The following is a 13,470-nucleotide window of genomic DNA, read 5'->3' on the forward strand; positions in this document are numbered from 1 at the left end:
TAAGGGTCACTAGGACAAGCGGTTTTCTTTGCCTTAAATGATGACTGGTAAGATGTACATATTCCATGACGTTAGTCAGAACGGAAATAAGCCTGGTGGTGTACCATAACATCGTCTAGAATGCCTGAATCATCAAAACCAAGCTTCCAAGAGGCCGGGTCAAGAGGGTCATCAATTTCGTATTTCAAGCTATATCCACCATAGGTTGCCTCAAAGCTATCGTTCGGTTGGCCATACAGTTTTAAGACATCTTCTCTGGTAGACCATCCCAGCATCAACCCACCGGGAAGGCGTAGTTCTGTACCGGAAAAGTCGTAGTTGCCATATATTACATGAATACCTCCCACCGTGCTCTCGGCGACGGGGATTGTGCTTTCGGTGGTGTTGAAGACACAGACGCTGATATCCTGCTCGTGGTCATTGGTCAACGAGACCCATTCCCATTCATAGGACGCATACGGGCCTTCCGCGCCAGCCAGAGAAAGCCCGGCATCCTCCTCGGAAATCACCCACCCATCGTCAAGGAAAGCCGCAAGGGGAACTGGTAATGTATAAACCGTATCATTGATCTGGATTGAAAAACTTTCCCAATCATTCGGGAGTTCAGGGGATGGTGGGTACAATTCTGCCCCTGACGCGTCGAGTTCTGTCATAAATTCGAGCGACATCAAGGTGGAGGTGTGCGGCAGGTAGGTGACTTTCGCAAACAGATTGTAGTCGTTCCCGCCCCACAGCGCGCGCCCTTCCTCGTACCTCTTTTCACTGATTTCAAAGGAATGCCGCTCGCCGGTCATATCTACGCCGCGCAGATAATAGTCGTCCGAACCATAGTCCCCGATCCCTCGCGAATATTCAAATTCCAGCCGCTCCAAATAGGCGGCTTCCGGGCGCTTGAGATAGGGAATGTCCAAAACGAGCGGCCGGACAAGGAAGAAAGCGGCGGCGACGCATAGCAGAATGCCTGCGGTTCTGCCGACCTTTTGCAGGAACGTTGCGTCCGGCCGAATCAGCAGTACGAATAAGACAAGGGCGATGATCACCGCTACCAGCCCTAAACCGCCATGGACAATGACGGCTTGCATAAACCCCGTGATTCCGATGGCAAAGGCATCGGCGCTTGTAAACCATTCCATCACCGCGAGGATGGTGATCGGCAGAAAAAAGATGACGGCAAGGAACAAAATAAACCATTTTAACTCCGCCTTGTTTTTTTCGCCGCCGGGTGTTCTTTCGTCTGTTCGGTTCTCATTTATATTGTTCATTTTCTCTCTTGCTTTTATGAAAATCAGTGTTTCAAACGCTCCAGTACCTCGCAAATCGCGAGCATCCCCTGTTTTTGATCTTTGATTTTGGCGGTGATGCTGTTGTTGACCAGCGACAATTTTATTTTGGTTTTCCCGCTTTTCGCTTTGATGATCCGCTGGGAAGGCAGTAAACCTTTTTGTACTTTCAGTTCGTCAAACTGGTCAAACGGAATGCAGATTTTACCGTAAATATGCGAGATATCAAAAGTTTCCAACACTGCGATAACCAATGTTTTTTCTGTCACGCCAACATAACAATATACATTACTCAAAGCTCCCAGTGCCAACATTTCAGCCGTCCCAGACATCAAGGTCCCCCATGCTTTTCCCTGGTACGTTTCCCCGTCCGGGCAAATACTGGCTAACATTTCATTCATATCTTTCTCATTCATGAACAAAGTCATATAGTTCACCTCGTTGTTTTGTTCATGGGTCAGTGGATCCGATTCCATCTTAGTTATAGCACTTATCTTATTTTACGATGTGAAATCAGGGTAAAATACCCGTAAATATTAGGCGAGAAAGGCACAAGGTTACCCAATAATTTGGCTACGACGAGATTCTGGAAGATGTGATGCTCGCTGAGGAGTGGGAAGGAAGTCCATGAAAATGTCAGAAAGGCTTGTTCCTGATAATGATAGCATTTAATGAAATCTTTTGAATCAGTTCCGGGATCATGCCATAATTTTACGCAATCTTAGCCTGCTCATGATAGATGTCAAACACGAATCACGATATAATTATACTGAATTGTTGTATCTAATGGATGAGGCGTTTTTTATGGGGGCTTTCTTTGACTGGCTGCTGTCAAATTCGAACGGAATCATTACAGTGATCGTCATCCTGGCGGTTGCGATTCCGTCTTTAACCGTAGTCCGCAGGCTGACGAAAGGGCATGTCAGCAAAAATTCCTGCACCGTACAGACCGTGGGATTTATCCGCTCCACCCGGCAGACCGGCCTGTATGTCAACGAAAACCCGCAGCTGCTTTTTGAACTGGACGCCCTGGCGGAGGACGGAACGGTGTTCCAGACCAGCGTGCGGAAAATCATCCCCATAACGGCGATGGCCGGTATGGTTCCCGGCAGGGCGATCCCCATCCGCTATAACCCGGACGACAGAATCCGGGCAGTGTGGGACTACCATCCGGATGAATCGCTGGCGCAGGAACGCGCCGCCCGCTATCTGTGCCAAAAGCACCCGGGCGATCTTTCCTATGAACAGCGGATGGAGCTGTTAAAAAACGGCGTGATGAAAAAGGCGTTGCTGAAAAGCTTCCGGCTGACCGGGAAAGAAGAGGCCGGGGACTATGAGGCAGAAGCGGCCATCCAGCTTGCCGGCGAGGAGCAGAGCGGCCATACATTCGAGCGAACGCTGTATGTACCCAATACGGCTTTGGAATACCTGATTCCCGGGCGGTATGTGGACGTGCGCGTCATCCCGGGCAGGGAAAATCTCTTTGTTTTTGTACTGGATACCTCCGTGGCGTCCGGCATCAGTTAAGAGGAATACGGCGTCCGTTTGATACAGAGAAAGGGGTTGACCGTTTCGTGGAAAACGTATGGCGTCTTTTTTTCAACTGGATGGCTGAAAATCCGATTCGGGCCACCGTGATCATATCTGCGGTGGTCATTGCGCTGTGTATCCTGCTGGGATTTGTGCTCCCGGCCAGATCCGAAAGGCGGAAAAGGGAGAAGGAGCAGCACTGGAGGGATGCCCGCACAGTGAAGACTTTGGGTTTTATCCGTTCCGCAAAGCATACGGGACGATGCGTCAATGACAATCCCGAGTTTCGCTTCGTGGTGGACGCACTGGCCGAGGACGGGACTTTTTTTGATACCACCGTGACGGAAATCATCCCGAGGGCGCAGCTTCCCATGTGCGCCGTCGAAGCGCCGCTCTCCATCCGGTATGACCCGGCAGACCGCTCCCATGCCATCGGGGATGATAATCCGGATGCCGATGTGCTGAATGAGCGCATCGCCCGCTACCAGTGCCGAAAACATCCGGGCGAGCTGACCTATGAACAGCGCATGGAGCTTAGCAGAAACAGCGTGGTCAAAAAAGCGCTGCTGGAAAACCTGCGGCTGACCGGGAAAGAGGAAGCCGGGGACTGGGAAGCGGAAGCGACGGTTCGGATCACGGACAATGCGGCGGGAGACACGGTCATGAACCGCACCCTTTATCTAAACGACAAGATGCTTAAGCATATGGTTCCAGGCAAATACATCGACATCAGCGTTGTGCCGGGCAGGGAGGACTTTTTCGGTATCGTAACGGATATCGCTACGAAGGTTGTCCCTGAGAAAAGCGGGTCTTGAACGTCAAGCGGGCGCTCTTTCCTGTCCGGGATAACGTCAAAAAAGAAAGGATTGCGTTTTGAAAACGATCATTCATGATCTTAATAAAGCAGACTTCTCTGCTTTTGAACTTCCAGATGAAAATGTCGTGGTTTTCACTGCGGACGGCCAGTATGCTCCGTGCAGTGGCTGCTTTGCATGCTGGCTGAAAAATACCGGATTCTGTGTGATGGACGACTCCTTGAAACATGCGGGCGCATTGATCGGGCAAAGCGACCCGCTGATCATTATCAGCCGTTTGTGCTACGGCGGCTACAGCCCCGGCGTCAAGGCTGTTTTGGACCGCGCTATTGGAGTATCCCTCCCCTTCTTTACCTGGCGGGGCGGCCAAACCCATCATATAGGGCGCTACCCGCAGCGAAAACTGCTGCGGGTTCTCTTTTACGGAGATTCTACGGAATCGGAACGGCAGACTGCCACAGAGCTTGCCGAGCGTAACCGGCTCAACCTTGGATACAAAACAGCGGAAACGCTGTTTTTCCAAAATCCTGCACAGATCAGGGGAGCAATATCATGAAGCTGCTGATCTTCAATGCAAGCCCCAAAAAGAGAGGCGGCGCTTCTCAATTTTTCTCCGGTATCCTCCGGCTGTTTCTTCCCGGCCTTGTCAAAAAAACGGTTCCTCTGCGGAGCCGGAAAGACTTTGACCATGCGCTTTCCCAGTTGGGCAGCGCGGACGCCGTATGTATCTCTTTCCCGCTTTATGTGGATGGATTGCCCTCTCATTTAGCAGAGTTCCTATCGCTGGCAGAAGAATATTGTAAAGCCCGTTCTCTTCGGTTCCGCCTGTACGCCATTGCCAACAACGGCTTTATAGAGGGACAGCAAAACCGTACTGCACTGCGGATACTGGAATCCTGGTGCCTGCATTCCGGCGCTATCTGGAGCGGCGGGATCGGGATTGGCGGAGGCGTCATGCTGCGGATGCTGGGAATCGTCTATCCTGTTTTGATCGCGCTATCTATCGTACAGATCGCCGTTTCGTTTCTTACGGCAGGAAGCGTACCGCCGGACATGCTTTATACCCTCGCCATTCAGGCGGGAAGCTGGCTGTTTTTCAATTTCGGTGTATTGTTTTGCCTGGCCCGGTTGTCTGCGGCCGTTTACAAGCGCAAAACCGTAAAGAGCCGCTACACCCGTGTGCTGCTTCCATCCTTCCTGTTTGTTCCGATTGCCGATCTGTTTATGATTCTATCCTCTCTGTCTTGCGGCCGGTTCCTGTTCGCACTTTTAAAACAGGACGATTGTTCTCGTAATAAGGGGTAAGGTGATTGCATGAAGTCTGTCATTTTATACGGAAGCAGGTACGGAAGCGCCCGCCGGTATGCGCAGGAGCTGTCAAAGCAAACAGATATCCCTGCTGTCAGCTATCAAGAAGCACCGCCGCTTTCCAAACTGGAAACGATCGTGTATATCGGCGCGCTGTATGCCGGAGGCGTTCTGGGATTGACAAAGACGCTGCGAAGGCAGTCATTCGGAGAGCATCAAAGGCTGGTGATCGTTACGGTCGGGCTGGCTGATCCGGATATACCGCAAAATCGGGAGAATATCCGGAACTCCCTGCAAAAACAGATTCCCGCCCAGCTATATGGCAGAGCAGCGGTTTTCCATCTGCGAGGCGCCATTGATTATCAGGCGCTATCTCTGGGACACCGAACCATGATGGCGCTACTGCACCGATCTCTGCAAAAGAAACCGGCGGAAGAATGGAGCGAAGAAGACAAGGCGTTAATGGAAACCTACGGCAAGCAGGCAGATTTTGTCGATTTCGCTTCCCTGCGGCCGATTATCAATGAGATGCAGAGGGAAAGCAGGTAAGAAAAATTATTTGAATGCATAGCTTAGCCAGTTTGGCTTTCTCTGCTGCGAGGGATTCTATGTAGGTGCCACGAGCGCATTATTTTACGCTCTCTTATCAATCGGGTGCTTTCACGCGTATCGGAAAGGAAATGGTTTATGGCTGAAAAGCGAACTGTCCGCTTTGTAAAATGGCTGATTAAGGTTGTGATATCCTACGCAGTGTTTATCGGGACCGGCTGGCTTCTCGGGCGGATCCCCGCTCAAAAAATTGGCCTTTCCGAGGATATGTTTTTCGATCTGCGGATATTTTTCATGCTGTTCGGCCCCATTTATCTCTCTCTGATCGTAAAAATTGTTTTGACAATTCTGGCCGCAATAAAGCATAAAGAAAAAGATACCGCCGAACAAAACAGGGGCGTTCTGCTTGCCGTCACTGCCATATTGATGCTTGCAAATCTGTCCAATGCCCAGACCGCAGCGGATCTGAGCAGCGGACTCATCGAAAGCAAAGGGCTGAAAAGCCTGAACAGGAACAAACGGTACAATCTGAAAGGCAAGCGGTTTTTAAATATTTTCCTTCCCATCGCCTTTTATATGCTGATCCTGGAGATATTGACGCTGCTGGTCTGCATCGTCACCTTCGCACCGTTATCCAACGCGGCAAGCAACGCTTTTATTTTTACCATCGCCCTGACCGCTTTGCTCCTGCTGTTGATCCCACTCATTCTCACTTTTATCTCCGGGTTTAAGGGAGACAAGGCGGAACATGAAATAAAGCGGGACAAGGAACGGCAGGCCGCAGTTGTGTCCGGCAACCTGGTCCTAGAAACCGATCCCATTCGCCGCAAACAGTATCTGCGGCTGCCGAAGCTGCTTGTGCTGGCGGTTTGCCCGGGCTCGTTCCTGCCTTCTTTTCTCGTGCTGTATTTCACCAAGAACCATCAGGACCAGTTGGCGGTCTTGATGCTGCGTCAGCCGTTTATGGCTCTGGCGGCCGCCTCGATCTTCGCTGTGATCCCGCTTCTGATGTACTGGGCAAACTGCTCAGGGACGTCTTTGGTTCAGCGCGTATATCTCTCGGAAAACCGGCTGTGCTATACCGGTCATAGCGGCAGCATGGACGAGCGGGTGGAATTTGCCTTTGTGCTGCTCCGGCTGAAAGAGTATTCTGTGGGAAGACGATCCATCTGTATCCGGGGAATATTTACCCGGAAGCCAAAGGACGCCTACGGTACGCATCAGAAAAATGCCTTTTCCAAGACGCTCTGGATTCCCCGCACCTTTCCAGTGGAGCAGGAACGGATCCTGCTGGATTTTTTAAGAAAAGCGTAGCCGTAAAATGATTTGCGCTCACACACTCCAAAAAAGATAACAAAGGAGACTTCAGAATGTATAAGACGATTGTTGTAAAATACTCTCCTAAAGCAAAGGAAATGGCTGCAAGAATCGAAGATGTAGCCAATCAAATGGAACAGGAAGGATTTGAACTGGTTTCTTGTTCTATTACACCTTCTTCCAAGGGGATTCTGGTTTTTAGACAGATAAAGGCTCCCCAACCGACCGAAGTTTGTGAACACGAAAAAGGATAAAATAAAAATCCCACCCAATTTACGCTGCTTATCTGTGAATAAGCTTATCCTGCTACACACACAGCAAAAACATAAAATTCCTTTTCAGGTTGTGCTGAGCAGTCAGTTTTGCAACCTGAAAGGGATTTTGCCATTTTGTCTATTACTGCTGCGCAGCTTCAAGTAGCGCCTTTTTAAGCTGCCGCTCGATCCTCAGGAGGTCCGCTTCCGCACTCTGGCGGGCAGCGCGGCCCTCCTGCCGGTGCAGTCCCAGAGCGATCTTGATCTGGCTTTCCCACAGTGGAACGGTGCTGAGAGCCGCCATTTGGATTTTATCTGCCGGCATTTTATCGTTGCTCTGGATCAACCGGATCTGCGGCGCAGTCTGGATGGCGACGTTTTTGCTCAGCTTTAGGTCGTGAATTTTCTCTTCAAAGCGGTTCACGGCGTCTACAAAATCTCATACCACCTGGGCGCTCATAGGATCGTCCTCGTCCGACGCCTCGGCATGAAGCTTCGGCAGGTTGGAAGCTTTATCCAGTATATCATCGCCTCCGGATGAAGGACAGCAGGACTGCAAGAATCCCAACAAGAAGGATGCCGGCCGAGAGACCCATGAGGATACCGGAGGTGAAATCCTGGGACGGAGATCCGCCCGCCGCCCTGGAAACAATCCCCAAAACAATACCGAGCAGGATCAGCAGTACGCCGATACATCGTTTCCGGCTGCTCCTGAGCTTTTGCCTTATCCGTGCGATGGCCTCCTGAAAAGAACGATTTCCCTTCATATCGCTAACAACCTGTGCTATACTTGGTGCAAAGCCATTACCATTTTGCTCTTTCATCGCTTTTCCTTTCCGCTGGGTTGTTGGCACTTTCCAGTGTACAGGATTTAAAAGAGCATCGGTAGTGGCTTTATCTTTTCCGACTAGGTGTGGCTGCGAACTCCCGACACTTGAAGGTTAGTTTCGCCCGACCCGAATAATGGTAAACACATCCGCTAAGACTTCTCCCTCAGAGCTGAGAATGAAGCAATCGTGTTTATCCTTTGAGACATCAACACCAACAGAAACGACCATACCAGGCCGGCCAGATAGCCGGCCGGTGTATCCTTGGGAAGACGAATGCGGATATTGCCCGTTCGGATCTCGATGCTTTCTTCGCAAACCACCGGCGCGGCCTTTTCCAGAGCCGTCTCTGTGCTCCGATGGGAAGATTGTTCCGGCAGTTCCACCTGCACCGGCACGATCTCCTGCGGCGCCAAAAGTTCTCCGGCCAATTCATCCCGAAGCCGTTTTTGCCACCGCATGAAGGTGGAATAGCCAATGCCGTTCTCTGCGCACCACTCCCGCTTGCTTTTTCCGCTGTGCGTACACTCCTGCACAAGCTGCAGGCACCGCTGCTTTTTCAGATTTACATATTCCTTGCCCATTTTATTGCTCCTTTGTGAGACTTTTGAGACTTCTGAGATTTTTGCGACTTCTTAGACTTTTGAGACCTCTTTTCTCATTTGTCCCATTTCCTCCTATTGTCCCACATCCTTTCAGCCTTCGGTAGCCGGGGGATTATGGAGCGGTTACGTTTTCTCCACCCAAGGCTAAAAATTGGCATAAAAAATACCCCGTCAGATTTCTCTGACGAGGTAAGATAGGTTCAGACTATTGAATCATGCCCAGCAAGGACTTTGTGCTCTCCATGATGTCCTCGTAGCTGATTGTGGCAGCGTATGGATATTTATTCTGGTAGGACTTCCACAACGCATGCAGTTGCTCATCGTTCTCAACGGCTGCAATAATCTGCGGTGCGTCCGTTCTCAAATTTTCTGTACTCCGCTTTTTGCAAGTGGCATCAAACGCTCTTCCTAAAACTTCTGCATTGATTTCCTGTTCATAGATAGCAAGCAGCGTTCTGATATCGTAGAAATCCCTCATGCGTGTGTTCAGGAGACCTCTTGCAAGAACCGTCTGAAGCTTTTCCGCAAGGATGGTTTCGAGGTTGTATGACCATAGACTGATTGATCGGTCATCCAGCAGCAACTTATATTGATACTCAACTGCCCTAGGCGTAATCACGTCGCCAGTCGAAATATCAATTTTCATTGGAGTAATGAGCTTCCCCATTACGGCGTTCATAGTGAACCGAATACCCGGATACTCCATTTCGTCCATAATGTTGGAAACTTCTTTGATCTCGAATGTCACACCGTCTCCGAGGTCAATATTCTTGATTTCATTTACAATTCGAAGTGCATCCTCCGCAGAAAGATTTTGATTCTTGAGACTGGTATCAATGTCCATCGTAGATCGGAGTGCTACGCCGACCATCGCAGTCACAAGCATTCCACCCTTGATGATGAAATTGTCCTTGTACTGCGAAACCGCAACTCGTTCCAAGAATCGTTCCATCATGTAGATTCGCATCAGTGTTCTTGCATCGGCTTTGTTCTTTTGGGCGACACTTTTAATTCGCCCCTTTACCTGATCTGGTGTAAGCTGCATTTTACAATAGTACTCCCATATATCTTCGGATCACATTATCAACACGAAACAACTTCGCATATTTCATCAATCGGTTCAGATCTTTATCTTTTCTCGACACATACGCTTTAAGAACCGAATTGAACTCCTGTGCCTCAATGGAATTACGGCTTCGCATCAAATCGCAGATTGTTCTTTCCAAATCGTACATCGGGATTTCATTACCACAATTGTCTTTGACCATGATTTTTCCGACATCCAAAAGTTCCTTCTTCACCGTGTAAGCTTTACAACTTCCATCGGCTGTCAATCTGTGCGAATTGTAGCCACTATAAATGGTAAACGTATGCACAAGTGGCTCTCTGTCCGTCAGATCATAATAGTAAAATGCTTCGTCATGCGAAAAAACAGCATTGGGGCATCTCTGATGCAGCACATACAATTCGTCCGGCCAGTTTTCACTCGCGGAATAGATTCCACGGCCGACCTGTTCTAATCCATTTTCACGAACATATTTATAGAATTTGAATTTTGATACTCCAGATTTTCCTGCAATGCGCGGCGTCAAGTAGTCATGGCTTTGAATCAGTCTTGTCATCTCATTCATAGAACCACCAACCTTTCGTGCTTATATTGTAAGTGAAATAAGCACGAAAGTCAAGTAAAATTCAACGACCGTGCTTATTTCGTTTTTAATATATGAACGGTCGTTGAGTGAGATGCTGTTAAAATTTGTCAAAGTCAGCCTGCGAAGCCAGTTCTCGATAGGGATACTCGTCGTTCTGCCGCTCTGTGAACATGTCGTTGACCAACCCGATGGTCAGCAAGTCGAGGTCGGCGATGCTGATACCGAGCTGCACACAGCGCAGCATGAAGAGCGGGGTGGTCATTACCCGCTCACTTTTGCGAGGTTTTTTCTTGCCTCTACCTCCGTCTGCACGTTCAGGCCCCACAGTTCGATCAACTGGGGCAAAATCTGGTAGATGGAGAAGGTTGCAAAAATCGCCACCCCAGCCCCATCTGCACGCAGTTTTAGCACCACCTTGCCGGAGTTTTAGCCCCACTTTCACGCACTGAAGCCCCAAAGCCTTATAATTGGTTTAGCACAGCCAAGCTGTGACTAAATCAATTGGAGGTTTCGTAATGACAAATTATCGGGAGATCTTGCGGTTAAGCAGTCTTCAGTACAGCCAGCGAACCATTGAATCAATGGCACACTGTTCCAGACATACGGTGCGAGATGTACTGCAGGCAGCAAAGAAACAAGGCATATCCTGGCCCCTCTCCGACGATGTCGCCAATGCCGATCTGGAACAGCTTCTCTTTCCGAACAGGCACAAAGCATCCAGTCAATATGCTGAGCCCGACTATCCGTACATCCACCGCGAACTGGCACGGTCGGGCGTGACCCTGACGCTGCTATGGGAAGAATACTGCGCGAAGTGTCAGGAGGCGGGCCAAAGGCCGTACATGAGTACTCAGTTTGGCGAACGGTACCGCCGCAGTGCCTATCTGGAAGAAGAGAAGCCCTACATGCTGCCGCTGCCGGTCAGTGCGTTTGAACCGGCCGTCTGGTCGGTTGCCAAGGTCGCCAACGACTATCTTGTTACGGATGGCAGGAACAAGTATTCTGTTCCCTATAACTTGATGATTGGCGAGCGCGTGGACATCCGCGTGACTAAAACAACGGTAGAGGTATTCTACCACGGCAGCCGTGTAGCCAGCCACCGCCGGCTGCAGACCCGGCAGCGTGATCCGCTGGTGAAGCGCGAGCATATGCCGCCGGAGCACCAGAAATATCTCACCTACAACGCTGACGAGTTCAGCCGCTGGGCGATGTCGGTCGGTCCTATGACCGAGAAGGTAGCCGAACACTTCCTGAAGTCCGGTAAGGCCGCCGAGCAGGGCTACAAGGCCTGCGCTGGTCTGACCAAACTGGAACAGCGGTACGGCAAACAGCGGCTGGAGGCAGCCTGCGGCAAAACTCTGGCGTACAGCACCACGCCCTCGCTGCGCACCATTGCCAGCATTCTGAAAAATGACCTGGACAAGCCGGACAAGGCCGAGAGCCAACTGTCGCAGCCCAAAGCCAATAGCTACGGCATTACCCGCGGCGCGGCCTACTTCCGGAAGGGAGGTGTTGGCGCCGGGAGATCACGACCATATTTTGTCGGGAGTATTTAACCAATTTTTGTCGGCGAACTCCCGAGCCAGTTGAATAAACAAAAAGAGTCCCAACCCAGCACTTATAAATTAGTTGTTCTTTCATTACTGTCAGCTCAACTGTAGATATCCTAACAGTTTCTTTCCGCGGAAACTTTCAACACGCAGCTTAAACACAGTGGCATCGTCGAAGATGCAGTCCAGCGTACACAGCAAAGTAGCGTCTTCCTCAAAATCCTCGTACCAGAGGGCCGGGTTCTTGTTGCTGGTGAAGATCATATTGAAACTGCCTTCTTTGTTGTAGCGCTGGTCAATCAGGTGAAAGAACAGCTCGGTATTCTCCTTGTCAAAGGCACGGTGGCCAATCTCGTTAATAATCAGGCAAGAAGGGGGCACAAGACCATTGAGGCAGGAATCGGTCTTTCCAGAACGTCTGGCTGCCGTGAATCGGTCCTGGAGTTCAGACGCCCCGATAGCCATTACCATTTTGCTCTTTCATCGCTATTTCTTTCCGCTGGGTTGTTACACTTTTCGGTGTACAGGATTTAAAAGAGCATCGGTAGTGGCTTTATCTTTTCCGACTAGGTGTGACTGAGAACTCCCGACACTTGAAGGTTAGTTTTGCCCGACCCGAATAGAGGTGACCGCTGATGCTGAACCAGGCAACGATGGATATGCTCACGGCAATGAAGATGACCGCTATGGCAGCGGAGTTCGCCAACCAGTTGAAAGACCCCACGTTCAATGAACTGGGCTTCGAGGAGCGCCTGGGCTTGCTGGTAAATGCGGAATGGAACCGACGCCAGAGCAACAAACTGAACAGATTTATCCGCAACGCGCGCTTCGCCGTGCCGTCTGCCACTGTAGAAGGCATTGAATACCACGAGGACCGAAAGCTGGACAAGGCACAGATGCTGCGGTTTGCCACCTGCCAGTACATTGACGAAGGCCACCACATTATCCTCAAGGGAGCCTCTGGCAACGGCAAGACTTACATCGCCTGTGCCCTGGGCAATGCCGCCTGCCGCCGTTTCAAGAAGGTGCAGTACATCCGTATGCCAGAGCTGCTGGACGAACTGAGCATTGCCCGCAGTGGTGGAACACTGAAAAAGGTGCTTGAATCGTACAAGAAGAAAGACCTGCTGATTCTGGACGAATGGCTGATTCGTCCGCTGTCCCCGCAAGAATCCTATGATATGCTGGAAATTGTGGAGGCGCGGTGCCACAAGTCTACGATCTTTTGCACGCAGTACGAATCTGAGGGTTGGTACACCAGGATTGATCCCAACCCGGAATCTGACAGCCCCGTTTCAGAAGCCATTATGGACCGCATTATCCACAACGCTTATGAGGTTCTGGTGGATGGCCGAGTCTCGATGCGGGAACGCAAGGGCTTGAAGGCCACTCGGGAAGGCGGTGGCCAGGATGTGTGACCGCCCATATCTTTGCGATGAGGAAAAATGTATGGTTTTAGAACTGGAACGGGCCTGCTACAACGAGATGGAGCGTGAGTCGATGGAATACTTTTACGCAGCTGAGAAAGAACTCCAACGACAGCGCGAGCGGATTCGACAGTTGGAGAACATCTTGACAGAGAACGGCATTCCTGTTCCTGAAGAAAGTTGACCTGAGCTCTGCTGGCTGGCTTAGCTGGCAGAGCTTTTGCATGTGCCACAGGGGGTGTCGTTTTAGAGCGATGAGGTGTCGCTGGTTCTCCGGCAGGGTGTCGCTAAAACTCCGGCGATGCAGGTGGGGCTTCAGTGCGTGAAAGTGGGGCTAAAACTCCGGCAAGGTGGTG

General features: G+C 50.5%; 17 protein-coding genes and 2 pseudogenes. 10 read left to right on the forward strand and 9 right to left on the reverse strand.

Annotation, left to right across the window (positions count from 1 at the left end; all coding sequences use genetic code 11):
* Positions 1-71: 71 nt before the first annotated feature.
* Both PH256_RS08920 and PH256_RS08925 read right to left on the reverse strand, forming a co-directional pair.
* Positions 72-1,262, reverse strand: a complete 1,191-nt coding sequence (locus PH256_RS08920; protein ID WP_058966216.1) for a hypothetical protein — start codon at positions 1,260-1,262, stop codon at positions 72-74.
* A gap of 23 nt (positions 1,263-1,285) precedes the next feature.
* Entirely contained in the window at positions 1,286-1,756 is a 471-nt protein-coding gene (locus PH256_RS08925; RefSeq protein WP_270913847.1) for a hypothetical protein, read from the reverse strand.
* A 328-nt stretch (positions 1,757-2,084) separates the two neighbouring features.
* On the opposite strand from PH256_RS08925, the gene PH256_RS08930 reads away from it, so the two are divergent.
* The 7 genes from PH256_RS08930 (at position 2,085) to PH256_RS08960 (ending at position 7,053) form a co-directional block, all read left to right on the forward strand.
* Entirely contained in the window at positions 2,085-2,807 is a 723-nt protein-coding gene (locus PH256_RS08930; protein WP_058966220.1) for a hypothetical protein, read from the forward strand.
* Between the two features lie 47 nt (positions 2,808-2,854).
* Positions 2,855-3,625, forward strand: coding sequence for a hypothetical protein (locus PH256_RS08935; protein WP_270913848.1), 771 nt, complete (start codon positions 2,855-2,857; stop codon positions 3,623-3,625).
* A 58-nt stretch (positions 3,626-3,683) separates the two neighbouring features.
* Positions 3,684-4,181 carry a flavodoxin family protein gene (locus PH256_RS08940; protein WP_058966224.1) on the forward strand — a complete coding sequence of 166 codons (498 nt, stop codon included), beginning with the start codon at positions 3,684-3,686 and terminating at the stop codon, positions 4,179-4,181.
* Entirely contained in the window at positions 4,178-4,930 is a 753-nt protein-coding gene (locus PH256_RS08945; RefSeq protein WP_270913849.1) for a hypothetical protein, read from the forward strand. The genes PH256_RS08940 and PH256_RS08945 overlap by 4 nt, the downstream gene beginning before the upstream one ends.
* A 9-nt stretch (positions 4,931-4,939) precedes the next feature.
* Positions 4,940-5,482: a flavodoxin domain-containing protein gene (locus PH256_RS08950; RefSeq protein WP_058966228.1), complete on the forward strand. Its 543-nt coding sequence runs from the start codon at positions 4,940-4,942 to the stop codon at positions 5,480-5,482.
* 138 nt (positions 5,483-5,620) lie between these two features.
* On the forward strand, positions 5,621-6,796 hold the full coding sequence (locus PH256_RS08955; RefSeq protein ID WP_270913850.1) for a hypothetical protein: 1,176 nt from the start codon (positions 5,621-5,623) through the stop codon (positions 6,794-6,796).
* Positions 6,797-6,852: 56 nt separating this feature from the next.
* Positions 6,853-7,053 (forward strand): hypothetical protein, encoded by a 201-nt coding sequence (locus tag PH256_RS08960; RefSeq protein ID WP_087182776.1) that lies wholly within the window; start codon positions 6,853-6,855, stop codon positions 7,051-7,053.
* Positions 7,054-7,195: 142 nt separating this feature from the next.
* Here the strand turns inward: PH256_RS08960 and PH256_RS08965 are convergent.
* The 6 genes and pseudogenes from PH256_RS08965 to PH256_RS08990 all read right to left on the reverse strand — a co-directional run.
* A pseudogene (locus tag PH256_RS08965) lies at positions 7,196-7,480 on the reverse strand (toxic anion resistance protein); the annotation flags it as partial.
* Between the two features lie 97 nt (positions 7,481-7,577).
* Positions 7,578-7,877 carry an Ac45/VOA1 transmembrane domain-containing protein gene (locus PH256_RS08970; protein ID WP_058966238.1) on the reverse strand — a complete coding sequence of 100 codons (300 nt, stop codon included), beginning with the start codon at positions 7,875-7,877 and terminating at the stop codon, positions 7,578-7,580.
* 377 nt (positions 7,878-8,254) lie between these two features.
* Positions 8,255-8,464, reverse strand: a pseudogene (gene tnpA, locus PH256_RS15310) (IS66 family insertion sequence element accessory protein TnpA); the annotation flags it as partial.
* Between the two features lie 226 nt (positions 8,465-8,690).
* On the reverse strand, positions 8,691-9,530 hold the full coding sequence (locus tag PH256_RS08980) for a nucleotidyl transferase AbiEii/AbiGii toxin family protein (RefSeq protein WP_270913854.1): 840 nt from the start codon (positions 9,528-9,530) through the stop codon (positions 8,691-8,693).
* 1 nt (position 9,531) lies between these two features.
* Positions 9,532-10,116, reverse strand: a complete 585-nt coding sequence (locus PH256_RS08985) for a type IV toxin-antitoxin system AbiEi family antitoxin domain-containing protein (RefSeq protein ID WP_058966244.1) — start codon at positions 10,114-10,116, stop codon at positions 9,532-9,534.
* A 118-nt stretch (positions 10,117-10,234) separates the two neighbouring features.
* On the reverse strand, positions 10,235-10,399 hold the full coding sequence (locus tag PH256_RS08990; RefSeq protein WP_164496677.1) for a hypothetical protein: 165 nt from the start codon (positions 10,397-10,399) through the stop codon (positions 10,235-10,237).
* Between the two features lie 580 nt (positions 10,400-10,979).
* Between PH256_RS08990 and PH256_RS08995 the strand changes: the two genes are divergently transcribed.
* Positions 10,980-11,693, forward strand: a complete 714-nt coding sequence (locus tag PH256_RS08995) for a Mu transposase domain-containing protein (protein ID WP_270913855.1) — start codon at positions 10,980-10,982, stop codon at positions 11,691-11,693.
* Positions 11,694-11,783: 90 nt separating this feature from the next.
* On the opposite strand, the gene PH256_RS09000 is transcribed toward PH256_RS08995, so the two are convergent.
* Positions 11,784-12,152: an ATP-binding protein gene (locus tag PH256_RS09000; protein WP_270913856.1), complete on the reverse strand. Its 369-nt coding sequence runs from the start codon at positions 12,150-12,152 to the stop codon at positions 11,784-11,786.
* Positions 12,153-12,322: 170 nt separating this feature from the next.
* On the opposite strand from PH256_RS09000, the gene PH256_RS09005 reads away from it, so the two are divergent.
* Both PH256_RS09005 and PH256_RS09010 read left to right on the forward strand, forming a co-directional pair.
* Positions 12,323-13,105: an ATP-binding protein gene (locus PH256_RS09005; RefSeq protein ID WP_087182772.1), complete on the forward strand. Its 783-nt coding sequence runs from the start codon at positions 12,323-12,325 to the stop codon at positions 13,103-13,105.
* Between the two features lie 31 nt (positions 13,106-13,136).
* Complete coding sequence (locus PH256_RS09010; RefSeq protein WP_162613447.1) at positions 13,137-13,298, forward strand: hypothetical protein; 162 nt, start codon at positions 13,137-13,139, stop codon at positions 13,296-13,298.
* Positions 13,299-13,470 lie beyond the last annotated feature (172 nt).

The organism is Allofournierella sp. CML151 (genome assembly GCF_027853465.1).
Lineage (GTDB): Bacteria > Bacillota > Clostridia > Oscillospirales > Ruminococcaceae > Allofournierella.

Excerpts from the sequence above, each read along its gene's own strand:
- PH256_RS08920 (WP_058966216.1), bottom strand. The coding sequence starts at position 1,262 with ATGAACAATATAAATGAGAACCGAACAGACGAAAGAACACCCGGCGGC.
- PH256_RS08925 (WP_270913847.1), bottom strand. The coding sequence starts at position 1,756 with ATGGAATCGGATCCACTGACCCATGAACAAAACAACGAGGTGAACTAT.
- PH256_RS08930 (WP_058966220.1), top strand. The coding sequence starts at position 2,085 with ATGGGGGCTTTCTTTGACTGGCTGCTGTCAAATTCGAACGGAATCATT.
- PH256_RS08945 (WP_270913849.1), top strand. The coding sequence starts at position 4,178 with ATGAAGCTGCTGATCTTCAATGCAAGCCCCAAAAAGAGAGGCGGCGCT.
- PH256_RS08950 (WP_058966228.1), top strand. The coding sequence starts at position 4,940 with ATGAAGTCTGTCATTTTATACGGAAGCAGGTACGGAAGCGCCCGCCGG.
- PH256_RS08955 (WP_270913850.1), top strand. The coding sequence starts at position 5,621 with ATGGCTGAAAAGCGAACTGTCCGCTTTGTAAAATGGCTGATTAAGGTT.
- PH256_RS08960 (WP_087182776.1), top strand. The coding sequence starts at position 6,853 with ATGTATAAGACGATTGTTGTAAAATACTCTCCTAAAGCAAAGGAAATG.
- PH256_RS08970 (WP_058966238.1), bottom strand. The coding sequence starts at position 7,877 with ATGAAAGAGCAAAATGGTAATGGCTTTGCACCAAGTATAGCACAGGTT.
- PH256_RS08980 (WP_270913854.1), bottom strand. The coding sequence starts at position 9,530 with ATGCAGCTTACACCAGATCAGGTAAAGGGGCGAATTAAAAGTGTCGCC.
- PH256_RS08985 (WP_058966244.1), bottom strand. The coding sequence starts at position 10,116 with ATGAATGAGATGACAAGACTGATTCAAAGCCATGACTACTTGACGCCG.
- PH256_RS08990 (WP_164496677.1), bottom strand. The coding sequence starts at position 10,399 with ATGACCACCCCGCTCTTCATGCTGCGCTGTGTGCAGCTCGGTATCAGC.
- PH256_RS08995 (WP_270913855.1), top strand. The coding sequence starts at position 10,980 with ATGAGTACTCAGTTTGGCGAACGGTACCGCCGCAGTGCCTATCTGGAA.
- PH256_RS09000 (WP_270913856.1), bottom strand. The coding sequence starts at position 12,152 with ATGGCTATCGGGGCGTCTGAACTCCAGGACCGATTCACGGCAGCCAGA.
- PH256_RS09005 (WP_087182772.1), top strand. The coding sequence starts at position 12,323 with ATGCTGAACCAGGCAACGATGGATATGCTCACGGCAATGAAGATGACC.
- PH256_RS09010 (WP_162613447.1), top strand. The coding sequence starts at position 13,137 with ATGGTTTTAGAACTGGAACGGGCCTGCTACAACGAGATGGAGCGTGAG.